Genomic DNA, 21,905 nt, shown 5'->3' on the forward strand with positions numbered 1-21,905 from the left:
CCTCTCATTTTGAGTTTCTCTTTTTCCACTGGTTATATAATTGGGCATCAAGGATTTTTTCCATCCAAATCGTCAGGTGTCCTTTGCCCAAATCGGTTTGCCCGACTTCTCTAAAACCATAATGTTTATACATCTCAATCAGCCAGGGATGGTTCTGTGCCGTCCCTAACGACACCGCCGGCGCCTTGAGCTGGTCGATGAGAATAGTCTGCTCAAGCCAGGCCATCATTTGCTTACCCAGGCCCTGTTTTTTATGCTCAGGATGCGTGGCGAACCACCCCAGGTGCGGCAAACCATACGGGCCAGGCTCTGGCCCCCAGGGGTAACGGATGGTGAAGGACGAGACCATTTTCCCTTCCTTTTCCATCACATACACGCCATGGGAAGCAATGTGGTTACGCACCATCTCAATGTCGGCGTGTGCCGCGGAGAAATTGATCCCCAACTGACGTATCGGCTCAAAAGCCGCCAACGCCAAAGCCAGAAACGCCTCGTCATCCTCCAGCGTAACCTGGCGAAATACCGTACTCATGATTCCACCTTATTTACGCTGGCAACAGACCCGAGTTATCCGCATAGCGGATCACGTCATCCACTTTCTGTGGCGCGCTGCCCAGATAATTGGCCGGATTCAACCACCCATCCAGTTCGTCCGATGTTAACTGAGCAGACAGCACGGGGTGTTCCAGCAACACGGATTTAAACGACTGGTTGTTTTCGAATGCCTGCATCGAGCACTCATAAACCAGATGATGCGCAGTCTGTTTGCCCAGACGTTTGCCAATCTCAAACATCACTTTTTCGGACAATAACAAACCGTTTTGCAACTCCAGATTAGCCCGCATCTGTTTTTCATTCACCGACATGCCGCGTAAAATCCCCAACGCATTCTGGAGCTGGGCGGACAGATAGATGTTTATTTCCGGTAAAGCGATCCATTCCGCGCGCCAGCTCATCGCATCACGCTCATGTTCCACCTTCATGGATTCATGGATCAGCGCCGCGCTTTTGAACACCGGCGAGGTCAGGCTTGCCAACCCCTCAAGCGCCGCCGGATTACGTTTGTGCGGCATCGTCGTCGAACCGATTTTACCTTCCGAGAACGGCTCCTCGATTTCGTTAATTTCAGTGCGCATCAGGTTGTACAATTCGTTGCCGATCTTGCCTAACGTACCACTGATCAGCACCACCACCGAGGCATATTCGGAAAAACGATCGCGGGCGGACTGCCAGCCGATATTCGGCGTGTTCAGGCCCAGCTTATCCAGCGTCAAACGCTCGATTGCCGGCCCTTGTTCGCCAAAGGAAGCATAGGTGCCGATGGCGCCGTTGATATTGCCAACCAGAACGCGCTGTTTGATTTCGCTCAGGCGCTCAAGATGGCGGACAAACTCATCCAGCCAGACCGCCAGCTTGAAGCCGAAAGTGGTGGGTAACGCCTGCATGCCGTGGGTACGGCCCGTCATCAGCGTATATTGATATTTTTTCGACAAGCGTTTCAGCTCAACCGCCAACAGTTGGGTGTCCCTGATCACGATGTCAAATGACTGTTTTAATTGTAATACCGTGGCCGTATCGACGATATCCTGCGTGGTCACGCCATAGTGGATAAACTCGCCGGCGGCGCCGCACTGCCTCTGAATCGCGGCTATCGTCGGCATCAGGGAATGCTTCATCCGGGCCGCATCCTTGGCGATCTCTTCCACATCCAGCGCGCCGGCGTCGGCTTTTTCAGCAATCGTTTTTGCCGCGTCCTGCGGGATGACGCCAAGCTCTCCTTCGGCCAGCGCCAGCGCCACTTCTACTTCAACTTGCTTGGTCAGGCGGTTATGTTCCGACCACACGCCGCGCATTTCGGGCGTGCCAAAATTATTCCCTATAAGAAGAAAATCAATAAGATGTGATGCCATAATTTACTCGTTAGTGTTGGATTTACAGGCGGGATTTATATCGTTATTTTAGTCTGCGAAAATATAACATGCGGTAATTAGGCGACTTATATCTTCGGGATCTATTATAGATCAGAAAGTTTGATCGGAGAGATTATGCCGACAAGCCGACTCGGCTTAAAGCACAGGCGAAAAAAAAGCACACCTTTCGATGTGCTTTTCTTTGAAAAATGGTCGGCGAGAGAGGATTCGAACCTCCGACCCACTGGTCCCAAACCAGTTGCGCTACCAAGCTGCGCTACTCGCCGAATCTACTGCCGTATTACTTAAGCATCGTCAATGCTTTCGTCTGTGTGGTGCGAAGAGAGGGACTTGAACCCTCACGTCCGTTAAGACACTAACACCTGAAGCTAGCGCGTCTACCAATTCCGCCACCTTCGCATAACTCACAAACGTCTAAATCTGGGGTGGCTAATGGGACTCGAACCCACGACAACTGGAATCACAATCCAGGGCTCTACCAACTGAGCTATAGCCACCATACACCACGCTTTACTGCTTTCTACTATTTGACGCGGTACTTCCTTTACGGGGTAGTAAATGTACCACCGCAGCTCTTGCACACAACTTAGTGGTGCGCCCGACAGGATTCGAACCTGAGACCTCTGCCTCCGGAGGGCAGCGCTCTATCCAGCTGAGCTACGGGCGCATAGCGCCGTTGCGGGAGGGGATACTACGGATTTAACGGGTGCCTGTCTAGTGCTTTTTTATTGAAATGGCGCGTTTGCTTATGCTTTGCTCATTTCACGTTAAATAACGTACAAATCCGCTCTCCCCTCCCTTAAGAGCTACGATTTAGCCCTTATCATCGGCTGTTTTTTACCCAATCCCAGCACAAAATAGCAAAGACTGACAAAAGCTAAAAACACCATACCGACGATAAGCGACATCCGCGTATCGACATTGATGTACATGCCCACCAAAACACACAGTAAAAACGCCATTGTCAGATAATTCACCCACGGGAACAGCACCGATTTGAACGGATGCGCGGCCAGAGCGGCGCGATGATGTTCACGGAAACGCAGTTGGCTTATCAGCACCACAAACCACGGGATCATACCGGGCAATACGCTGGCGCTGTAGACATACACAAATACCTGCTCCGGATTGGGGATAATGTAGTTCAGCAGCGAACCCGCCATCAGGCAGAGAATCGAAATCGTGACGCCTGCCGCCGGAACGCCGCCGGCGGTCACTTTTCCCAGCCAGGCGGGAAGCTGGCGGTTGTTCGCCAGTGAATAGAGCATACGCCCGCAGCTGTACATTCCGCTGTTGCAGCCGGATAGCGCCGCCGTCAGCACAACAAAGTTAATAATCCCCGCGGCGGCGGTAATGCCGATTTTCGCGAAGGTCAGCACAAACGGGCTGCCGGAGGTGCCGATTTCATTCCACGGAAAAATCGTCACGATAACGAATATCGCCCCCACGTAAAAAATCAGAATACGCCACAAAATATTATTGATGGCGCGCTTCAGCGTTACCTGCGGGTTTTTCGCTTCTCCCGCGGTGATCCCGACCAACTCAACGCCCTGATAAGACGCCACCACCAGACAGAGCGCGAACAGCAATCCTTTCCAGCCCCCGGCGAAAAAGCCGCCGTGCGCGGTCAGATTGGTAAAACCGGTGGCTTGACCGTGGTTGCCGAAGCCAAAGAAAATCACCCCCAGCCCGACCACGATCATCACAATAATGGTGGTGATTTTTATCATTGCGAACCAGAACTCGATTTCACCGTACAGCCGCACCGCCGCCAGATTTGCTCCCGCGACGAGCGCCACCGCCGCAATGGCCGGGATCCATTGCGGCAAGTCGGGAAACCAGAACTGGACATAGACGCCGATCGCCGTAATTTCTGAAATCCCGACCGCCATCCACATAAACCAATACCCCCACGCGGTGAGGTAGCCAAAAAAGGGATTCATGTATTTATGGGCATACACGGCAAAAGAACCGGCGACAGGCTCCAGAAACAGCATTTCTCCCATTGAGCGCATAATAAAGAAAACGAATATTCCCGCGGTAATGTAGGCCAGCAGGACCGACGGGCCGGCCCACTTCAACGCGCTGGCCGCGCCCATAAACAACCCGACGCCAATGGTGCCGCCGAGCGCAATCAGCTCGATATGCCGGGCTTCTAAACCCCGGTGGAGCTTCTCCTGTTTTACATCTTCTGCCATAAATCCTCTGTCTTCATCTGTTGTGTTTATCCGGGCGGCAACCGGTTATTGTTGTTATCAACCACCCACAGCATCCCTACTCGTAGTAGGCCTTTTAGTAAATTAGCGGTCGTGAAGATACCGCAATGCGCATTGGAATGCACACCGTTCGCTCTGACAAGCGGGGAATAAGGTTCAGCATTGATTAACAATTTGCGAATGGGTAATGAAATAACCCGCGAATCTGATTGGCTTGGAAAGGAAACAAGAGCGCGCGACAGGCGCTCCCGTGAAGAAAACTACAGACGTCCGCTGTAATGATAAGCAACATACTTCAATAATTTTAGCTGGCGGAAAATACGACTCGGCTGCGACAGCAAACGATAGAGCCATTCCAGCCCCAGATTTTGCCAGGCCAGCGGCGCGCGCTTGACGTGTCCGGTAAAGACATCATAGGTTCCCCCCACGCCCATATATAAAGCATCAGGGTGGTGACTGCGGCAATCACGCATCAGAATTTCCTGCCGTGGCGATCCCATCGCCACGGTGACAATCTGCGCGCCGCTGGCGCGAATACGCTCAAACAGCGCATCGCGCTCCGCCGGCGCGAAATAGCCATCCTGGCTGCCGACGATATTGACGTTCCACTGCGCCCGTAGCTTGGCGGCCGTTTGCGCCAACACCTCCGGCTTACCGCCGATCAAAAAAACCGGCGTCCCCTCCTGACCAGCGCGCAGCATCAGCGCTTCCCACAGGTCGGCGCCGGCGATACGGCTCACCTCGGCCTGCGGATATTTGCGGCGAATCGAGCGAACAATACTGATCCCGTCCGCATATTTGTATTCGGCCTTATCCAGCAACGTGCGCAGCGCCACATCTTTTTCCGCCGTTAATACTTTCTCGGCGTTAATTGCCACCAGCGTTCCGGTGACGACCCGCGGTCCGGCGAAAAGATAGTCGACAAACTGCGCCATGTGGCGAAAGCCGTGGATAGATAGACCACGAATCGAATATTGCGGGATAACTGCTTTTTCTTCCATTTTCAATCCTTTACAGCACGCTACGCGTGGGCGGCGCCGGCGGAGCGATTGACGGCGCCGCCGATGGCCGGGAACGCAGCAGACGCTGCCTGATCAATCCGGCGCTTTCCAGCAGCCAATACATCAATTTGGCGGCCAGCAAGCACAGACCAAACACCAGGCAGAAAAACACCACCCGGGAAACAAACGCATCAACGCCTTCACGCGCCAGTACAATGATGTTGAACACCGCCCCAAAACAGAACGCCTGCAAAACCGCCGCCTTGTATCGATTACCGTCGTTTTTGCCCAATTCATACACCCAGTCGAACCATTTGATAATCAATCCAACGGCGATCGCCCCCAGCGGAATGAATAGCACCCCGCCCATCACCACCAGCGAACCTAATAACGTCGGAGAGATTGCCAGCCCGGAATGGTTATTCAACACTTCCCAGGTAAAATAGTTGGCGCTGTTCAACACCAGATTCGGGCGGTCAGGCCACAGCCAGGAAGGAATAAAGACGTAGAAATCGCGCGCGATGGGCGCCAGCCCCTGAAAGTCGATTTTATCGTAGTTCTGCCACAACAGCGCCAGATTCTCCCACGGCGAGAACGTGTCGCGGGTCAGATACAGAAAAGTATAGAACGCCTCATCGCCGCTGACATCCATGCCGTATCGCTTAAGCGCCAGCCAGAACATGCCCACCACGCCGAACACCCCGGCAGCCGCCAGCATCCACAGCGTTATCCAGCCGCGCACAATGCCGATAAACAGAAACAGCGCGAAAGCGATGATCACATTCGCCCGCGTCCCGCCGACGATCACATAGGTCAGCATGCCAAACGCCACCGTCCCGATAAGAAACAGCAGCCAGGCTCGCTGCGTCTGACGTAGGAAATACACCACCAGCATGGCCGGAATAAAGAAATAGAAAAAGCGCTTCAACGCCACGCCGGAGACTTCACTGGAAAAGATCTGGCTATAAGAGCGTAATTTGAAGAGCAGAAAACCGTTGTTGAGGAAAAACATGCCAACCGTCGCTATCGCGATCAGCGCCAGCAATATCCATGTCAGATGGGCTTCGACCCGGCTCATGGTGAAAACCGGCGGACGGGCCGCGGCGGTCTTCCCGCGCAGGCGGGTTTTATAGCTGACATAGTAAATGGCGTAAAACGCCGTGGCGGAAAGCAGCGCCTGTAGCAAATACGGCACCGGCACCACTTCAACGCCAAAACGGAAGGCCAAAACGCATGTAAACGGAAAACCGAAATAGAAGGTCAGTAGATAAAGCAGCGAAAACAGCACATTGAAGTTAAAACGAACACGACGGAACTCCTGCCAGGTTAGTGTCAGGATAAAAATGACCGAAATAAGGTAAACCACAAACAGCCCACCAAATTGCCCCAGCGTCATGTTGGTTCTCCCGCCGCCAACGCCAGAGCCTGCCGCCAGCCGTGCAGATAATTAGGGTTAAAGAACGCGATCTGATGCTTATCCACGGATGCCAACTGGCGCTGGGCCTCACGCACCAGCGCCTCATCCAGATTATCGCCATAGAACAACACCGGAAGATGCTGTTCGGTAAGATCCTGCCAGAAAGGATTCTGTCGGCTGATAACAAAGGGAACGCCAAACTGAATCAATAGGCACAGTGTGCCGATGCCCTGCTGACGATCGAAAATAAAATAACCTAAATCACAGCTGCGCAACATATTCAGATAATCATCAAACGCCAGTTGCTCTTTCAGCAACTGAAAATTTTTAATTCCAAACAGCGCCAGCCCTTCTTTCTCTACCTGCTCGATATAATGCCGGTTATTGGCCGGATAGCCCATCGGCACAATCACCCGCACATTGGCGCCGAACCGTTTATGGATGGCGCGCAACGCTTCCTGGTGACGATTGGTGCGGTCGCCGGAGTTGCCGACCAGAATAGTCAACGGCCCCGCCAGCGGCTTATCCGCTTTAACGTCGGTTAACGCCGGATCCATCCGCGTCGGGAAGTAAAGCAACGACGTCGGCACCCGGGGATGCCGCGCTTGATACCAACTCAAATCGCCCCGCGTGGCGAACACATGCCCGACCCGATTTTGGGCGAGACGCCGTAACAGATAAAACAGACGATACTTCAGGCTGCTTGATTCTTCGTACAGATCCGCCCCCCAGATATGCCAGTAAACCTGCGCAGGCTTGATCTTACCGCTCAGCAATGCCAGCCATAACATGGGATTAAACTGTCCGTGCAGAAAGAAGCGCGTACTGCGATCGGCGCAGGCCCGCGCAATCACCGCCTGCGCCAGCGTCTTTTTATCCGCATAGGTTTCAATGTGCAGCGCCGGAAAATCAGCCTGCGGCAACGGATCGCGCGCGGCCACGATAAAATGCCCGACCTGCCGCGCCGGCAATTCGGCCGCCAGCACATCATTAAAGAAACGCAAAACCGTCTGGTTATGGTGCGGGATATCAGATCCCAGGACATGGATCAGTGTCGTCATGCTCGCCTACGGTAAATAATGAATACGCTACAACAAAGCAAAAAATAGACCAGATAGGTCGCCATATACGCCTGCGCCGCGCCTAATGCGCCATTAACCGGGATCAGCCAGTGCGCAAACCCGGTGAGAAGCAGAAACTGGCTGACTTCGGTGAGCAGATAAAAGCGCAGCGCGGCTTTGGCGATCACCAGATAACCAAATACGTAAGCGCCCACTTTCATCACATCGCCCACCAGTTGCCAGGCGAACAGGTCTCTCATTGCGGTAAACTGGCTGGAGAACAGCAGCCAGATAGCAAAATCGCGCAACAGCCAGACGCAAAAGCTGACGCCCGCCACCACCGGGAGGACAAACTTTAATGACTGGACGATTTCCCGGGCCAGTGCGGTTTTATCCGTCAGGCGCGAGAGCGTCGGCAACAGATAAACCGTGAACGAGGCGGTAATGAATTGCAAATAGGCATCGGAAATCGTGCTGACGCCCTGCCAGATACCGACCTCGTCCCAGCTATAGTGCTCCGCCAACAGGTTACGCATCATGATATAGGCCACCGGCAGCGTGACGGCGGTCATCAGCGCCATCAGGGTGAACTTGCCGAGCTGTCCGGCGATAGCCCGATCCCAGGCGGGCTTTAACGCGCCCCACGATAACGGCGTTCTGCGCAACATAAGCCACCCGGCAGGCAGCGCCGCCAGCGCAGGCACCAGCGCCAGGCCGGCCAGCGCGCCTCGGTATCCGCCCAGCATGAAGCACAGCCAATAGGCGGCCAGCCCAATCAGGCTGCCGCTGATAACCGCCAGCGCAGTGCCGACGGCATCACGATAGCCTTTCAGTATCGCCAGAAACAGATTGGCGTAGGCGATGCCCATCTGGATAAAAGCCAGCGCCCGCACGACATCCCGATACTCATCGTGCCCAAACAGCGCATTGGCGATGGGCGTCGCGGCGAACAGAAAGACCGCCGCCAGCAGCGTGGAAAACCCCAGCACCAGTGCGACGGCGGTGCCAAGCAAGGGCGTTAATCGCTCCGGCCGCTGCTGATATTCCGCAACGTACTTGGTGACGCCATTGAAAATACCGGCGCCCGACAACACGCCCAGCACGGTAATAAGCTGGCGGAAATTACCCGCCTGCCCAACCCCGCTCGGCCCGAACGCCACCGCCAGCAGCTTGATGACAACCAGCCCCGCGCCGATTTTTATCAGCGTGGAGCCAGCGGTCCAGATTGACGCTTTCGCCAACGACATATCAGGAGAAGAAGCTCAGAATGGTGTTGATTACCGTACGCTGATTGACGTCAGGCAGGTTATAGAACAGCGGCAAACGCACCAGACGCTCACTTTCCCGCGTGGTGTAGTTATCCTCGCCGGAAAAATGACCGAAGTTGATCCCGGCAGGGCAACCATGCAGCGGAATGTAATGAAAGACCGTCATGATCTCGGCTTCTTTCATATAGTTGATAAACCGCGTGCGCTCTTGCTCATCGCTTAATTTGATATAAAACATATGCGCATTGTGCACGCAGTGGGCCGGCACAACCGGCAGGGCGATGCGTCCTGCGTCAGCCAGCGGTTTGAACGCGGCGTAATAGTTCTGCCACAGGTGTAAACGACGTTGGTTAATCTGCGCGGCGGCTTCCAATTGCGCCCACAGGTAGGCGGCCTGAATATCCGCCATCAGGTAGCTGGAGCCGATATCGCGCCAGGTGTACTTATCCACCTGTCCGCGGAAAAACTGGCTGCGGTTGGTGCCTTTTTCACGCACGATTTCCGCCCGGTCGATAAGCCTGGGGTCGTTAATCAGCGTCGCGCCGCCCTCGCCGCCGGAGGTATAGTTTTTGGTTTCATGAAAGCTGAAACAACCGATATGGCCGATAGCTCCCAACGCCCGGCCCTTGTAGCTGGACATCATGCCCTGCGCGGCGTCTTCCACCACAAATAGGTCATATTTCTTCGCCAGCGCCATGATCACGTCCATCTCACAAGCTACGCCCGCGTAGTGAACCGGCACAATGATCCGCGTTTTATCGGTAATCGCCGCTTCGATTTTCGTCTCATCGATATTCAGGGTATCCGGGCGGATATCGACAAACACAATCCTCGCGCCGCGCAATACAAAGGCGTTGGCGGTGGAAACAAAGGTATAACTCGGCATGATGACTTCATCGCCGGGTTTGATATCCAGCAAGATGGCCGCCATTTCCAGTGAAGCGGTGCAGGACGGCGTCAATAACACCTTTTTACTGCCGGAATAGTGCTCCAGCCACTGCTGACAGCGGCGGGTAAAACCACCGTCGCCGCACAGTTTGCCGCTGCTCATGGCGGCCTGCATATAATCGAGTTCGGTACCCACAATCGGGGGCGCATTAAACGGAATCATGTGATCACCTGTATAGCCAATATGCCGTGCTCTCAACTCGGGCACCGCGACGAAGATAAAGACGAAGCGCCGCCACATTGCCGACCTGTGTTGCGACCCATAAACGTTGTATCCCTTGTTGCCGACACCACCTTTCTGCGACAGCCATCAGCTGCGTTCCCACTCCCCGGGCGGCGACTCCCGGAAAAACGCCGAGTAACCCGAGGCGCGCTTCCCCGCCGCCAAGTTGACGGATCGTCACCCAGCCCTGCGGCTGTCCGGCCTGGTTTTCAACCAACAGACACAGGTTATCAAAAGTGCCAAGCACCGCGTTTTCTATCCATTGGGCATAAAAACGGCCGCTGTCCGCCGGCTGATACCAGGGGGAACGAAAACGGCTGAGAGCGAAAACCTGTGAGGCCGCCTGCCGCAACAGCGGGATATCGGCGCGGCCGGCTTCGCGCGGATGAAGCGACTCAGCCGTCGCCGCGGCATCGTCCAGCGACAGGCAGAGATCGACCTCGCCCTCCACCAGACGAAAACCGAACGCCGCCAACGCATCCGCCAGCGCCAGATTGTCCGCCGGTATTTTAGCCTGCGTCAGCGCATAGCGATCCAACGCGGCCGAGGTCAACACTGGCGCGGAGGAGGAGAAATTCAGTTTGCCGCTGGTCAGAGTGAAAAACTCGCTTTCCCAACTCAGCGGCTCAATCGTGGCGCGGATCGCCGACGCATCGGCGGGCGTTTGCCTCTCTTTGGCCGGAATAAGGCCAGAACTTTTCATCCCCGCTCCTTATCTTGCATGCGACGGCGCCGCTCAGCCGTTCAGCCCCAGGCGCTCGCCGGTGTAAGAGCCGTCCTGCACGCTGCGCCACCATTTTTCGTTGGTCAAATACCAGCTAACGGTTTTCCGCATACCGCTCTCAAACGTTTCCTGCGGACGCCAGCCCAGTTCACGTTCAATTTTACCGGCGTCAATGGCATAGCGCATATCGTGGCCGGGGCGATCTTTCACATAGGTGATTAAATCGCGGTAGTGCCGCACGCCGGCAGGTTTATGCGGCGCCAGCTCTTCCAGCAGGTCACAGATGGTCTGAACGACGTCAAGGTTCTTACGCTCGTTGTGACCGCCGATGTTATAAGTTTCGCCGACGATGCCTTCCGTCACCACTTTATAGAGCGCGCGGGCGTGATCTTCGACGAACAGCCAGTCGCGAACCTGGGCGCCGTCGCCATAAACCGGCAGCGGTTTCCCCGCCACCGCATTCAGGATCACCAGCGGAATCAGTTTTTCAGGAAAATGGTAAGGGCCGTAGTTATTGGAACAGTTGGTGATAATGGTCGGCAGGCCGTAGGTACGCAGCCAGGCGCGCACCAGATGGTCGCTTGACGCTTTGGAAGCCGAATAAGGGCTGCTCGGCGCATACGGCGTCGTTTCCGTAAACAGGTCGTCCGTGCCGTGCAAATCGCCAAACACTTCATCGGTGGAGATGTGGTGAAAACGGAACGCCGTTTTCGCGGCGGCTTCCAGGCTTTGCCAGTAGTGGCGAGCCGCTTCCAGAAGGTTGTAAGTGCCCACTATGTTGGTTTCAATGAACGCCGCCGGGCCGTCAATCGAGCGATCGACATGACTTTCCGCCGCCAGATGCATCACCACGGCGGGCTGATAATCGGCGAACACCCGATCCAACGCCGCCCGATCGCAAATATCCGTCTGCTCGAAAGCAAAACGGTCGCTGTCCGCCACCGGCGCCAGAGAGGACAGGTTGCCGGCGTAGGTAAGTTTATCCACCACCACCACGCTGTCCGGTGTCTCAGTCAGAATATGTCTTACCAAAGCCGAACCAATAAATCCGGCGCCGCCGGTGATTAAAATACGCTTCAACGCCATACTCCTTTTGTATCAATAACCCAATTTTGTGCAACGTCCCCGGGATTAACCGCCTTGAACTGGCGGTGATCAACCAGCATGACCAGCACATCGGCATCGCGTAACGCCGCGGCGGTATCGACCAACTGAACGTGCCCGGCCAGCGCGGCGGGCAATTGTTTTACGTTTGGCTCGACCGCCAGCGTCGTTCCCGCATGCCACTGCGCGATCATGTCGGTAATCTCTACCGCCGGGCTTTCGCGCAGGTCATCGATATCCGGCTTAAACGCCAGGCCAAAACAGGCCACCGTGACTTCGCTGGCGCGTTTGTCGCTTTGGGCCAGATAATCGGCCACCGCCGCTTTCACCCGATCGACGACCCACAGCGGTTTGCCGTCATTCACCAGCCTGGCCGTGTGGATCAGTCTCGCCTGCTGCGGGTTCTGCGCCACGATAAACCACGGGTCTACCGCAATACAGTGCCCGCCCACGCCGGGGCCGGGTTGCAGAATATTGACGCGGGGATGGCGGTTTGCCAATCGGATAAGCTCCCATACGTTAATATTTTGTTCAGCGCAGATCAGCGACAGCTCATTGGCGAAGGCGATGTTGACATCACGGAAGCTATTTTCCGTCAGCTTGCACATCTCGGCGGTGCGGGAGTTAGTAACCACACACTCACCTTCAAGGAAGATTTTGTACAGTTCACTGGCGCGGGCGGAACACGCGGGCGTCATCCCGCCGATCACCCGATCGTTTTTAATCAATTCGACCACCACCTGCCCCGGCAATACGCGCTCCGGGCAGTAGGCGATATTAATATCGGCGGCGTCGCCCGCCTGCTGCGGGAAAGTCAGATCGGAACGCGCCTGCGCCAGCCACTCGGCCATCTGCTCGGTTGCGCCGACGGGCGAGGTGGATTCCAGAATCACCAAATCGCCTTTTTTCAACACCGGCGCAATCGACTCGGCCGCCGCCCGCACATAGGCCATGTCCGGTTCATGATCGCCTTTGAACGGGGTGGGAACCGCAATCAGAAAGGCATCCGCCGCCACCGGTTTGTTGGCGGCGCGCAGGTAGCCGTTTTCAACCGCCGCTTTTACCAGCGTATCCAGATCCGGCTCGACGATGTGGATTTCTCCCCGATTAATGGTCTCCACCGCGTGTTTATTTACATCAATACCCACCACATTCTTTTTGCGCGATGCGAAAGCCGCCGCGGTCGGTAAACCGATATAACCCAGTCCGATAACGGAAATTGTGTCAAAACTCATAGTGTCACCTGATATTTTTATCGCGAACTCATCCGTTCGCCCCCTGCGGGACGCTTAATTATGCCTTGGCGATGCGTGAGCTTTTTAACGCTTCAGTAATGCGCTGACAAGCCTGACCATTCCCATAAGGGTTATGCGCCCGGCTCATTGTCTGGTATTCGTTTTCATCGGTCAGCAGCAGCGAAACCGCATCGACGATTTTCGCCACGTCTGTGCCGACCAGCCTCACCGTTCCGGCTTCCACCGCCTCGGGGCGCTCGGTGGTTTCACGCATCACCAGCACCGGCTTGCCTAACGACGGCGCCTCTTCCTGAATGCCGCCGGAATCCGTCAGGATCATATAAGAACGATTCATCAGATAAACAAAAGGCAGATAATCCTGCGGCGCGATAAGCATCACGTTGTTGATGCCGCTCAGGATACGGTTAACCGGCTCGCTGACGTTAGGATTCAAATGGACGGGATAAACAATCTGCGCTTCCGGATGCCGCCGGGCGATATCCGCCAACGCGCTGCATATGCGCTCGAAACCGCCGCCAAAACTTTCACGCCGATGCCCGGTAACCAGAATCAATTTTTTCGTCGCATCCAGAAATGCATACTTTTCATCCAGGCTGCGGCGCAGCGCCACATCGTTAATGATGCGATCCCTCACCCAGAACAGGGCGTCTATCACCGTGTTCCCGGTGACGAAAATATGCCGGTCCGACAAGCCCTCTCGCAGCAGGTTTTGGCGCGAATTCTCGGTAGGCGCGAAATGATACATCGCCAGATGTCCGGTCAGTTGACGGTTGGCTTCTTCCGGCCAGGGCGAATACAGATTGCCGGTACGCAACCCGGCCTCGACGTGCCCGACCGGAATACGTTGATAGAAAGCCGCCAGACTGGCCGTCAGCGTGGTGGTGGTATCACCATGCACCAGCACCATATCGGGTTTGAATTCCGCCATCACCGGCTCCAACCCTGCCAGAATGCGGCAAGATATTTCACTGAGGCTCTGGCCCGGTTGCATAATGTTCAGATCGTAATCTGGCGTAATATCGAACAGACGCAGCACCTGATCCAGCATCTCCCGATGCTGGGCTGTCACGCAAATTCTCGATTCAAAGGCTCCATCCTGAGCCAGGGCATGAACCAACGGGGCCATTTTGATGGCCTCCGGCCGGGTGCCGAAAACAGTCAACACTTTCACAGTGAATCTCTTTAATCAGGTTAGACGCAGACTTTTACTGCGAATCGGACGCTCATCAACGGACTGATCAGCGTGTACGGCGAACCAAAGCAACCCCCGCGCCCACCAAGGCGCCGATCGCTCCCCACATCACCATCAGGAAAGCACGGCGCGGGCTGTCGCGTTTAACAGGCTCTTCCGGCGTACGCAAATATCGGTAGGTCTGGAAATTGGCGTCAAGCGTCGGTCCTACATCCAACGTCGTCAGCATGGCGCGATTTTGATCGTAATCGAGATCATAATGCGGCCCGCTGGTCTGTAGCGACTCCAGACGCGCTTGCAGCATCGGCCTGCCCAGTAAAAACATTTCCGACGCCGGCAGTTCATCCGCCGGCGTATCGGTCTGGCTACGGCTGATGCCTTGCTGCTGGGCGATTTTCAGCGCCAGTTCGACGCTGCGAACCTCACGTTCATAAATCGCCTTCGCCACGGCTTCCTGACGCTTAATCTGCGATTTCATAAAGATGGTTCTGGCCGCCCATGCGCCGTTAATCTCTTCGTTGAGATGGGTCGCCGCATGCTGGCTGGCGAACGTAACATACTGACGCAGCAATGTATTGGCATCGGCGGCCGTTTCCGCCGTCAGCTTCACGCTGTCATTGGTCTTTTTGGCGTCGTCATGCGGGATAAACTGAATATTATTCACCAGCTCGTCAAGCAAAGCGGCATCGGCTTTGGCATCCCCTTCCTGACGTTGTTTATAGTAGTCGGTCTGCAACCAGAAATCGCGGCGGGTATCGTAAGCCGCTAATTGCATGATGAATTCGTCATACGCGCTCGAAGCGATGGAGGGTTGCTCAGGCTGTGGCGCGGAGAAAGATTTAGCATCCAGGTTACGCAGGAACTGCTGCTGCGAATAGTATCCTCCCAACATGTTTACCGTCGGCTTATCGGTAATCGCCGTCGCGCTCCATTCCTGTTTGACCAGATAGGAATAGAACAACGCGGTAATGCTAAACAGCAACGCAATCACGATGATCCAAGGTTTTCCACGCCACAGCGTGTGAACTAAGCCGCGAATGTCCAGTTCGTTATCAACCAACGCATTCCCGGTAGACAGGTTCTCTGATTTCATTACTTCCCCAACGTTATTTAGTCAAGACGACTGCTTTTGCTCATCAACATGCCGCATACGGCGTTTGATGCGCTTAATGAAACGCGCTACTCGCCATGCGCGTTTAACGCAGTAGCCATACAACAAGAATGTGAGCAAGAATAATGCCAACATAACCCATTCTGGAACAAAAAAGAGATATTCTCCGAGTACTCCGATCGCCGCCAACAACGCCGCCGCCAGCGTAATCAGGACAAAAGCCTGCCGGGAAGTGAACCCCGCGCGCATCATGAGATGGTGGATATGCTGACGATCGGGTGAAAACGGGCTCATCCCTTTACGCAAACGGCGATACATGATCGCAATCATATCAATCAGCGGAATGGCGATAATCCATAACGCCGTGACGGGGTTGATCGGATGATGAACGCCCTGCGTGGTTTGGATCAGGAGCCAGATCGCGGTAAAACCGATCATGGTGCTCCCGGCATCCCCCATGAAAACCTTATACCGTTTGCCGAAAACGCCAAGGTTAAGCAGGATGTAAGGCAGGGTGGCGGCGATCATGGCGAAACACCAAAGCGCCAGATTTACATGACCGCTCAGATACAGCAGTATGCCCATCGCGCCAAATGAGACGCTGGACAATCCGCCCAGCAGCCCGTCAATGCCGTCAACCATATTAAAGGCATTGATCGCCGCCCAGACGGAGAACAGCGTCACCAGATAGCCAAACGGCCCCAGCCCCATTTGCCACGGGCCGAAAATATGCCCGAGATTATGTAAAGAGAGACCGGCGAATGCCATCATGACGACCGCGACGCAGGCCTGCACGATGGCGCGGATTTTCACGCTGATGTCAAAGCGGTCGTCCAGCGCGCCAACAAACACCAGCACACCGGCGCAAGCCAGATAAAGCCGGAAATTGGGGATGTATTGATCGGTGATCAGGAAGGTAAAACAGATCCCGGCGTATACGGAGATACCGCCTACAAGCGGAACCAGTCCACGATGCCGTTTGCGGTAATTGGGGCGATCGACAAGCCCTATCTTTCTCGCCACCTTGCGGGCAAGAAACAGGAAGCCCAGAGAAAACAGAAAAATGGTTAATAATTCGGTACTCATAATGAGTAAGTTCACCGTTCACAGCTCCGCTGTGGCTGCTCAATATATGCTCGGTTTACGCCTTGAATGCTATCGTCCGTCTGCCTTGATTTGCGCCGGTTCGCGAAGTAACCGACACGACCTGTCCGTCAGGCGGGCATAGTATAAAAGAAACGCGGTTTAAGATTAACGTCTGGGACAAGCATTTTATACCCGTCATCTTTCAGGTTGCAGGTATGTCGCCGCCTGGCTGCATCTTGAAATCAACGGACTATATAAGCACAGATATAAAAAACGCCACGACCCAGCGTGGCGTTCCCCGAGTTCATCCGTGATTTATGAACGCTTCATCATATCGAAGAATTCGTCGTTGGTCTTGGTCATCGCCAACTTATTAATCAGGAATTCCATCGCGTCAATCTCACCCATGGGGTGGATAATCTTACGTAAAATCCACATCTTTTGCAGTTCTTCAGACGTGGTAAGCAATTCTTCTTTACGCGTACCCGAACGATTATAGTCGATCGCCGGGAAAACACGTTTTTCAGCAATTTTACGCGCGAGGTGCAGCTCCATGTTACCGGTGCCTTTAAACTCTTCGTAAATCACTTCATCCATCTTGGAGCCGGTATCCACCAACGCGGTGGCGATGATCGTCAGACTACCGCCTTCTTCAACGTTACGCGCCGCGCCGAAGAAACGTTTGGGACGATGCAGGGCGTTGGCGTCCACACCGCCGGTCAACACTTTGCCCGAGGAGGGAACAACGGTGTTGTAGGCGCGGGCCAGACGGGTAATGGAGTCCAGCAGAATGATCACGTCTTTCTTATGTTCAACCAGACGCTTGGCCTTTTCGATCACCATCTCGGCGACCTGAACGTGACGGGAAGCCGGTTCATCAAAGGTGGAAGCGATCACTTCGCCTTTAACCAGACGCTGCATTTCGGTCACTTCTTCAGGACGTTCGTCAATCAGCAGCACCATCAGCACGCAGTCGGGATGATTGTAAGCAATGCTTTGCGCGATGTTCTGCAACAGCATGGTTTTACCCGCTTTCGGCGGCGCTACAATCAGACCGCGCTGACCGCGGCCGATCGGCGAGGCCAGATCCAGTACGCGGGCGGTTAAATCCTCAGTCGAACCATTACCACGCTCCATACGCAAACGGGAGTTGGCATGCAGCGGCGTCAGGTTTTCAAACAGGATTTTGCTGCGGGCGTTTTCGGGTTTGTCGTAATTGACTTCATTAACTTTCAGCAGCGCGAAATAACGTTCACCTTCTTTTGGCGGCCGGATCTTGCCGGAAATGGTGTCGCCGGTACGAAGGTTAAAACGGCGGATTTGGCTGGGAGAAACATAGATATCATCAGGGCCGGCGAGGTAGGAGCTGTCTGCGGAACGGAGGAAGCCAAAACCATCCTGCAATATTTCCAGCACGCCATCGCCGAAAATGTCTTCGCCACTTTTAGCATGCTGCTTCAGAATCGCGAAGATAATATCCTGTTTGCGCATGCGGGCCAGATTTTCCAGCCCCATATTTTCGCCAAGAGTAATTAACTCGGAAACTGGCGTATTCTTTAATTCGGTAAGATTCATAATGGTGGGTTCTTTTAAACTCGGGGTAAATCTCGAACTATTAACGTGAATGGTATGGCAGGGTCATCCATGCCTCTATAACGGCCTTCAACCATCAGGTATCTGTTTTGTTTCACACTTAAGGCGCGCAGAATCTGCACAAAACGACGGCAAGAGATCGAAGACACATAAAACCAATTATTTTAAAACTATTAGATTGCCCAAACCAGAGAACGAACATTTTTGTAAATCAATGACTTTCCGATTTCGACACAGAGTAATGCTTTAGATTCAAACTTTCAGGCTTAAGCTCAAACGCTTAAACATAGGTAAGTACGATATGCAGTAGGGAAGAATCTAGCACGCTTCCTGACGGGCGGCAAGCGGTCAATATGAGAATTGTGCATTGTCCGATTTGCCGCCCGCGGAGATTTACAGATTAGACGTCAGGAACTCTTTTAATTGCCCTTTGGACAGGGCGCCCACTTTGGTTGCCACGACTTCGCCATTCTTGAACAATAACAGCGTAGGAATACCGCGAATGCCGTATTTCGGCGCGGTCGCCGGGTTTTCATCGATGTTCAGCTTGGCGACGGTCAATTTACCGTCAAATTCTTCAGCGATCTCATTCAGAATAGGAGCGATCATTTTACAGGGACCGCACCACTCAGCCCAGAAATCAACCAGGGTAACGCCCTCAGCCTGCAATACGTCCGTATCGAAACTGTCGTCAGTCAGGTGAATAATTTTATCGCTCATGTTTTACTCCACAGGATTATGTCTGTCTTGCTGGTGTAGCATTAATCAACAACAAGGTTGACTTTATTTCACCGGATACGCTTTCGTAAAGCAATAGTTAGCTGATATTCTACCACACTATGAGCAAAACACACTTAACCGAACAGAAGTTTTCCGACTTCGCCCTGCACCCGCAGGTTATTGAAGCCCTTGAAAGTAAAGGGTTTCATAACTGTACGCCGATCCAGGCGTTAGCATTGCCACTGGCTTTGTCAGGGCGTGATGTAGCAGGTCAGGCGCAAACCGGTACCGGCAAGACGCTGGCTTTTCTCGCGTCTACTTTCCATTATTTACTTTCACACCCTGCGAATGCAGAGCGTCAGATCAATCAGCCGCGCGCCTTAATCATGGCGCCGACCCGTGAATTAGCCGTGCAAATTCACTCTGATGCAGAAGCGCTTTCCCGCCTGACCGGCTTAAAACTCGGCCTTGCCTATGGCGGCGATGGTTATGACAAACAACTCAAGGTGCTGGAAAGCGGCGTCGATATTCTGGTCGGCACCACCGGCCGCCTGATCGACTACGTCAAACAGAACCACATTAATCTAGGCGCGATCCAGGTAGTTATTCTGGATGAAGCCGACCGCATGTACGACCTCGGTTTTATCAAAGATATCCGCTGGCTGTTCCGCCGCATGCCGCCGGTGACGCAGCGCCTGAATATGCTCTTTTCCGCAACGCTTTCCTACCGCGTGCGCGAGCTTGCCTTTGAGCAAATGAATAATGCGGAATACGTGGAAGTCGAACCGGAACAAAAAACCGGCCACCGTATTAAAGAAGAGCTGTTCTATCCCTCTAATGAAGAAAAAATGCGTCTGTTGCAGACACTTCTTGAGGAAGAGTGGCCGGATCGCTGCATTATTTTCGCCAATACCAAGCACCGCTGTGAAGATATCTGGGGCCATTTAGCCGCCGACGGTCATCGCGTCGGTCTGTTGACCGGCGATGTGGCGCAGAAGAAACGGCTGCGCATTCTCGACGATTTCACCAACGGCAATCTGGACATTCTGGTTGCGACGGATGTCGCGGCGCGCGGCCTGCATATCCCGTTGGTCACTCACGTATTCAACTACGATCTGCCGGATGACTGCGAAGATTACGTTCACCGTATCGGCCGTACCGGCCGCGCGGGCGAAAGCGGTTTCTCCATCAGCCTTGCCTGCGAAGAGTATGCGCTGAACCTGCCGGCCATTGAAACCTATATTGGTCATGGTATTCCGGTCAGCAAATACAATAGCGACGCGCTGCTGAACGATTTACCAGCACCGAAACGTATAACGCGTCCACCGCGTTCCAACAGCGGCCCGCGCCGGCATAACGCGCCGCGCCGCAGTGGAGCGCCGCGTAATAATCGTAAACGGCCGGGTTGATCGCCAATGCTGAGCTCTTCTTCACTGTATGCCGCCATCGATCTTGGCTCCAACAGTTTTCATATGTTGGTGGTACGGGAAAGCGCAGGCAGCATTCAGACGCTGGCAAAAATAAAGCGTAAAGTCCGCCTGGCGGCGGGGCTGGATAAGCAAAATCGGTTATCGCCGGAAGCGATGCAGCGAGGCTGGCACTGCCTGCAACTTTTTTCCGAACGGTTGCAGGATATCCCCCGGGAACAGGTGCGCGTGGTTGCCACGGCCACTCTGCGGCTGGCCGTCAACGCCGACGAATTTCTGCAACAAGCCCGGCAGATACTGGGCTTACCGGTTCAGGTTATCAGCGGCGAAGAAGAAGCCCGGCTTATCTACCAGGGCGTTGCCCATACGACGGGCGGCCCGGAAAAGCGTCTGGTGGTCGATATTGGCGGGGGCAGCACCGAGCTGGCGACCGGTATCGGCGCACAGGCCACCCGGTTGATCAGCCTGCCCATGGGCTGCGTAACCTGGCTGGAGCGCTATTTTAGCGATCGCAATCTGGAAACCGGCAATTTTGAGCGCGCCGAACAGGCGGCCCGCGAAATGGTGCGTCCGGTTGCGGCCCCCCTGCGCGAACAGGGCTGGCAAATCTGCGTCGGCGCATCCGGTACGGTACAGGCCTTGCAGGAGATCATGGTCGCGCAGGGGATGGACGAATACATCACGCTGACCAAACTCCGGCAGCTAAAACAGCATGCGATCCAGTGCGATAAGCTGGAAGAGTTGGAAATCGAAGGCCTGACGCTGGAACGGGCGCTGGTGTTCCCCAGCGGGTTGGCCATTCTGCTGGCGATTTTTCAGGAACTCGACATTAAAACCATGACGCTGGCCGGCGGCGCGCTACGCGAAGGGTTAGTGTACGGCATGCTGCACTTGCCGATTGAACAGGATATTCGTCAACGTACGCTGCACAACCTGCAACGCCGTTATTTGCTGGATGTGGAACAGGCCAGGCGGGTCAGCTCGCTGGCCGATAATTTCCTGCAACAGGTCGCCCGGGACTGGCAGTTGGACAACCGATGTCGTGAACTTCTGCAATATGCCTGTCTGGTTCATGAAATTGGTCTGAGCATCGATTTTCGCCAATCCCCGCAACATGCAGCCTATCTGATCCGCCATAGCGATCTTCCCGGCTTTACCCCGGCACAAAAGAAACTACTGGCTACGTTATTGCAAAATCAAAGCAATCCCGTCGACCTGATGCCGCTCAGTCAGCAAAACGCGCTGCCGGTGATACAGGCCCAGCGTCTGTGCCGCCTGCTGCGTCTGGCGGTTATTTTCGCCAGCCGCCGCCGTGACGACACCCTCCCCGCCGTGCGCCTGCGCGCCGAGGGCGACAGCCTGAACGTTATTCTGCCCGCGGGCTGGATGACGCAGCATCCGTTACGGGCGGAAGCATTGGAACAGGAAAGCCGCTGGCAAAGCTACGTTCATTGGCCGTTGATGCTGGAAGAAAATATCACTTAGCGCCTATTCCTGTAGGCGCCCTCTCCCGTACGTATTATCCCGTCGTTTTCAAGACCGTCTTTTGTTCTGTGATCGCCTTCCATTTAAAAAAGAAACGATGGATGTATTTTTATAAAACATCGTTTCCATTATAACCAAAAAG

Annotated in this window: 18 protein-coding genes and 4 tRNA genes; 2 read left to right on the forward strand and 20 right to left on the reverse strand. The window is 54.5% G+C overall.

Annotated elements, in window-relative coordinates; all coding sequences use genetic code 11:
* Positions 1-4: 4 nt before the first annotated feature.
* The 20 genes from JG725_RS14545 to trxA form a co-directional block, all read right to left on the reverse strand.
* A complete protein-coding gene (locus tag JG725_RS14545) occupies positions 5-532 on the reverse strand; it encodes a GNAT family N-acetyltransferase (RefSeq protein WP_172291392.1) in 528 nt (175 codons plus the stop codon).
* Between the two features lie 13 nt (positions 533-545).
* Complete coding sequence (purB, locus tag JG725_RS14550; RefSeq protein WP_172291393.1) at positions 546-1,910, reverse strand: adenylosuccinate lyase; 1,365 nt, start codon at positions 1,908-1,910, stop codon at positions 546-548.
* A gap of 210 nt (positions 1,911-2,120) precedes the next feature.
* Positions 2,121-2,197, reverse strand: a tRNA-Pro gene (locus JG725_RS14555).
* Between the two features lie 46 nt (positions 2,198-2,243).
* Positions 2,244-2,330, reverse strand: a tRNA-Leu gene (locus JG725_RS14560).
* Positions 2,331-2,352: 22 nt separating this feature from the next.
* Positions 2,353-2,428, reverse strand: a tRNA-His gene (locus tag JG725_RS14565).
* Between the two features lie 93 nt (positions 2,429-2,521).
* A tRNA-Arg gene (locus JG725_RS14570) sits at positions 2,522-2,598 on the reverse strand.
* Positions 2,599-2,737: 139 nt separating this feature from the next.
* Positions 2,738-4,129 carry an amino acid permease gene (locus tag JG725_RS14575; RefSeq protein ID WP_172291394.1) on the reverse strand — a complete coding sequence of 464 codons (1,392 nt, stop codon included), beginning with the start codon at positions 4,127-4,129 and terminating at the stop codon, positions 2,738-2,740.
* A gap of 278 nt (positions 4,130-4,407) precedes the next feature.
* The gene (wecG, locus tag JG725_RS14580; RefSeq protein WP_172291395.1) at positions 4,408-5,148 is read right to left on the reverse strand and encodes a lipopolysaccharide N-acetylmannosaminouronosyltransferase; all 741 of its coding nucleotides are present in this window, start codon (positions 5,146-5,148) and stop codon (positions 4,408-4,410) included.
* A gap of 10 nt (positions 5,149-5,158) precedes the next feature.
* Complete coding sequence (wzyE, locus tag JG725_RS14585; RefSeq protein ID WP_199378639.1) at positions 5,159-6,544, reverse strand: ECA oligosaccharide polymerase; 1,386 nt, start codon at positions 6,542-6,544, stop codon at positions 5,159-5,161.
* Positions 6,541-7,626, reverse strand: a complete 1,086-nt coding sequence (locus JG725_RS14590) for a TDP-N-acetylfucosamine:lipid II N-acetylfucosaminyltransferase (RefSeq protein WP_199378641.1) — start codon at positions 7,624-7,626, stop codon at positions 6,541-6,543. Before JG725_RS14590 ends, wzyE begins: the two co-directional genes overlap by 4 nt.
* Positions 7,623-8,873 (reverse strand): lipid III flippase WzxE, encoded by a 1,251-nt coding sequence (wzxE, locus tag JG725_RS14595; RefSeq protein WP_199378643.1) that lies wholly within the window; start codon positions 8,871-8,873, stop codon positions 7,623-7,625. The genes JG725_RS14590 and wzxE overlap by 4 nt, the downstream gene beginning before the upstream one ends.
* A 1-nt stretch (position 8,874) precedes the next feature.
* A complete protein-coding gene (rffA, locus tag JG725_RS14600; protein WP_199378645.1) occupies positions 8,875-10,005 on the reverse strand; it encodes a dTDP-4-amino-4,6-dideoxygalactose transaminase in 1,131 nt (376 codons plus the stop codon).
* A 4-nt stretch (positions 10,006-10,009) separates the two neighbouring features.
* Complete coding sequence (gene rffC, locus JG725_RS14605; RefSeq protein WP_199378647.1) at positions 10,010-10,768, reverse strand: dTDP-4-amino-4,6-dideoxy-D-galactose acyltransferase; 759 nt, start codon at positions 10,766-10,768, stop codon at positions 10,010-10,012.
* 33 nt (positions 10,769-10,801) lie between these two features.
* The gene (gene rffG / locus JG725_RS14610; RefSeq protein WP_199378649.1) at positions 10,802-11,875 is read right to left on the reverse strand and encodes a dTDP-glucose 4,6-dehydratase; all 1,074 of its coding nucleotides are present in this window, start codon (positions 11,873-11,875) and stop codon (positions 10,802-10,804) included.
* Complete coding sequence (gene wecC, locus JG725_RS14615; protein WP_199378651.1) at positions 11,866-13,128, reverse strand: UDP-N-acetyl-D-mannosamine dehydrogenase; 1,263 nt, start codon at positions 13,126-13,128, stop codon at positions 11,866-11,868. Before wecC ends, rffG begins: the two co-directional genes overlap by 10 nt.
* Before the next feature lie 58 nt (positions 13,129-13,186).
* Positions 13,187-14,320: a non-hydrolyzing UDP-N-acetylglucosamine 2-epimerase gene (gene wecB, locus JG725_RS14620; RefSeq protein ID WP_199378653.1), complete on the reverse strand. Its 1,134-nt coding sequence runs from the start codon at positions 14,318-14,320 to the stop codon at positions 13,187-13,189.
* Between the two features lie 67 nt (positions 14,321-14,387).
* Positions 14,388-15,434, reverse strand: coding sequence for an ECA polysaccharide chain length modulation protein (wzzE, locus tag JG725_RS14625; protein ID WP_199378655.1), 1,047 nt, complete (start codon positions 15,432-15,434; stop codon positions 14,388-14,390).
* A 21-nt stretch (positions 15,435-15,455) separates the two neighbouring features.
* Positions 15,456-16,553 carry a UDP-N-acetylglucosamine--undecaprenyl-phosphate N-acetylglucosaminephosphotransferase gene (wecA, locus tag JG725_RS14630; protein WP_199378657.1) on the reverse strand — a complete coding sequence of 366 codons (1,098 nt, stop codon included), beginning with the start codon at positions 16,551-16,553 and terminating at the stop codon, positions 15,456-15,458.
* Between the two features lie 300 nt (positions 16,554-16,853).
* Positions 16,854-18,113 carry a transcription termination factor Rho gene (gene rho / locus JG725_RS14635; RefSeq protein WP_172291406.1) on the reverse strand — a complete coding sequence of 420 codons (1,260 nt, stop codon included), beginning with the start codon at positions 18,111-18,113 and terminating at the stop codon, positions 16,854-16,856.
* 411 nt (positions 18,114-18,524) lie between these two features.
* A complete protein-coding gene (gene trxA / locus JG725_RS14640) occupies positions 18,525-18,851 on the reverse strand; it encodes a thioredoxin TrxA (protein ID WP_172291407.1) in 327 nt (108 codons plus the stop codon).
* 119 nt (positions 18,852-18,970) lie between these two features.
* On the opposite strand from trxA, the gene rhlB reads away from it, so the two are divergent.
* Together rhlB and ppx are read left to right on the forward strand one after the other, a co-directional pair.
* A complete protein-coding gene (rhlB, locus tag JG725_RS14645; RefSeq protein WP_172291408.1) occupies positions 18,971-20,260 on the forward strand; it encodes an ATP-dependent RNA helicase RhlB in 1,290 nt (429 codons plus the stop codon).
* 6 nt (positions 20,261-20,266) lie between these two features.
* Positions 20,267-21,763, forward strand: a complete 1,497-nt coding sequence (gene ppx / locus JG725_RS14650; protein ID WP_199378659.1) for an exopolyphosphatase — start codon at positions 20,267-20,269, stop codon at positions 21,761-21,763.
* Positions 21,764-21,905 lie beyond the last annotated feature (142 nt).

Source organism: Brenneria sp. L3-3C-1 (assembly GCF_016456245.1).
Classification (GTDB): domain Bacteria; phylum Pseudomonadota; class Gammaproteobacteria; order Enterobacterales; family Enterobacteriaceae; genus Brenneria.

What these genes read in the sequence shown, in the direction of transcription:
- JG725_RS14545 (WP_172291392.1), bottom strand. Translation starts at nt 532, where the DNA reads ATGAGTACGGTATTTCGCCAGGTTACGCTGGAGGATGACGAGGCGTTT.
- purB (WP_172291393.1), bottom strand. Translation starts at nt 1,910, where the DNA reads ATGGCATCACATCTTATTGATTTTCTTCTTATAGGGAATAATTTTGGC.
- JG725_RS14575 (WP_172291394.1), bottom strand. Translation starts at nt 4,129, where the DNA reads ATGGCAGAAGATGTAAAACAGGAGAAGCTCCACCGGGGTTTAGAAGCC.
- wecG (WP_172291395.1), bottom strand. Translation starts at nt 5,148, where the DNA reads ATGGAAGAAAAAGCAGTTATCCCGCAATATTCGATTCGTGGTCTATCT.
- wzyE (WP_199378639.1), bottom strand. Translation starts at nt 6,544, where the DNA reads ATGACGCTGGGGCAATTTGGTGGGCTGTTTGTGGTTTACCTTATTTCG.
- JG725_RS14590 (WP_199378641.1), bottom strand. Translation starts at nt 7,626, where the DNA reads ATGACGACACTGATCCATGTCCTGGGATCTGATATCCCGCACCATAAC.
- wzxE (WP_199378643.1), bottom strand. Translation starts at nt 8,873, where the DNA reads ATGTCGTTGGCGAAAGCGTCAATCTGGACCGCTGGCTCCACGCTGATA.
- rffA (WP_199378645.1), bottom strand. Translation starts at nt 10,005, where the DNA reads ATGATTCCGTTTAATGCGCCCCCGATTGTGGGTACCGAACTCGATTAT.
- rffC (WP_199378647.1), bottom strand. Translation starts at nt 10,768, where the DNA reads ATGAAAAGTTCTGGCCTTATTCCGGCCAAAGAGAGGCAAACGCCCGCC.
- rffG (WP_199378649.1), bottom strand. Translation starts at nt 11,875, where the DNA reads ATGGCGTTGAAGCGTATTTTAATCACCGGCGGCGCCGGATTTATTGGT.
- wecC (WP_199378651.1), bottom strand. Translation starts at nt 13,128, where the DNA reads ATGAGTTTTGACACAATTTCCGTTATCGGACTGGGTTATATCGGTTTA.
- wzzE (WP_199378655.1), bottom strand. Translation starts at nt 15,434, where the DNA reads ATGAAATCAGAGAACCTGTCTACCGGGAATGCGTTGGTTGATAACGAA.
- rho (WP_172291406.1), bottom strand. Translation starts at nt 18,113, where the DNA reads ATGAATCTTACCGAATTAAAGAATACGCCAGTTTCCGAGTTAATTACT.
- trxA (WP_172291407.1), bottom strand. Translation starts at nt 18,851, where the DNA reads ATGAGCGATAAAATTATTCACCTGACTGACGACAGTTTCGATACGGAC.
- rhlB (WP_172291408.1), top strand. Translation starts at nt 18,971, where the DNA reads ATGAGCAAAACACACTTAACCGAACAGAAGTTTTCCGACTTCGCCCTG.
- ppx (WP_199378659.1), top strand. Translation starts at nt 20,267, where the DNA reads ATGCTGAGCTCTTCTTCACTGTATGCCGCCATCGATCTTGGCTCCAAC.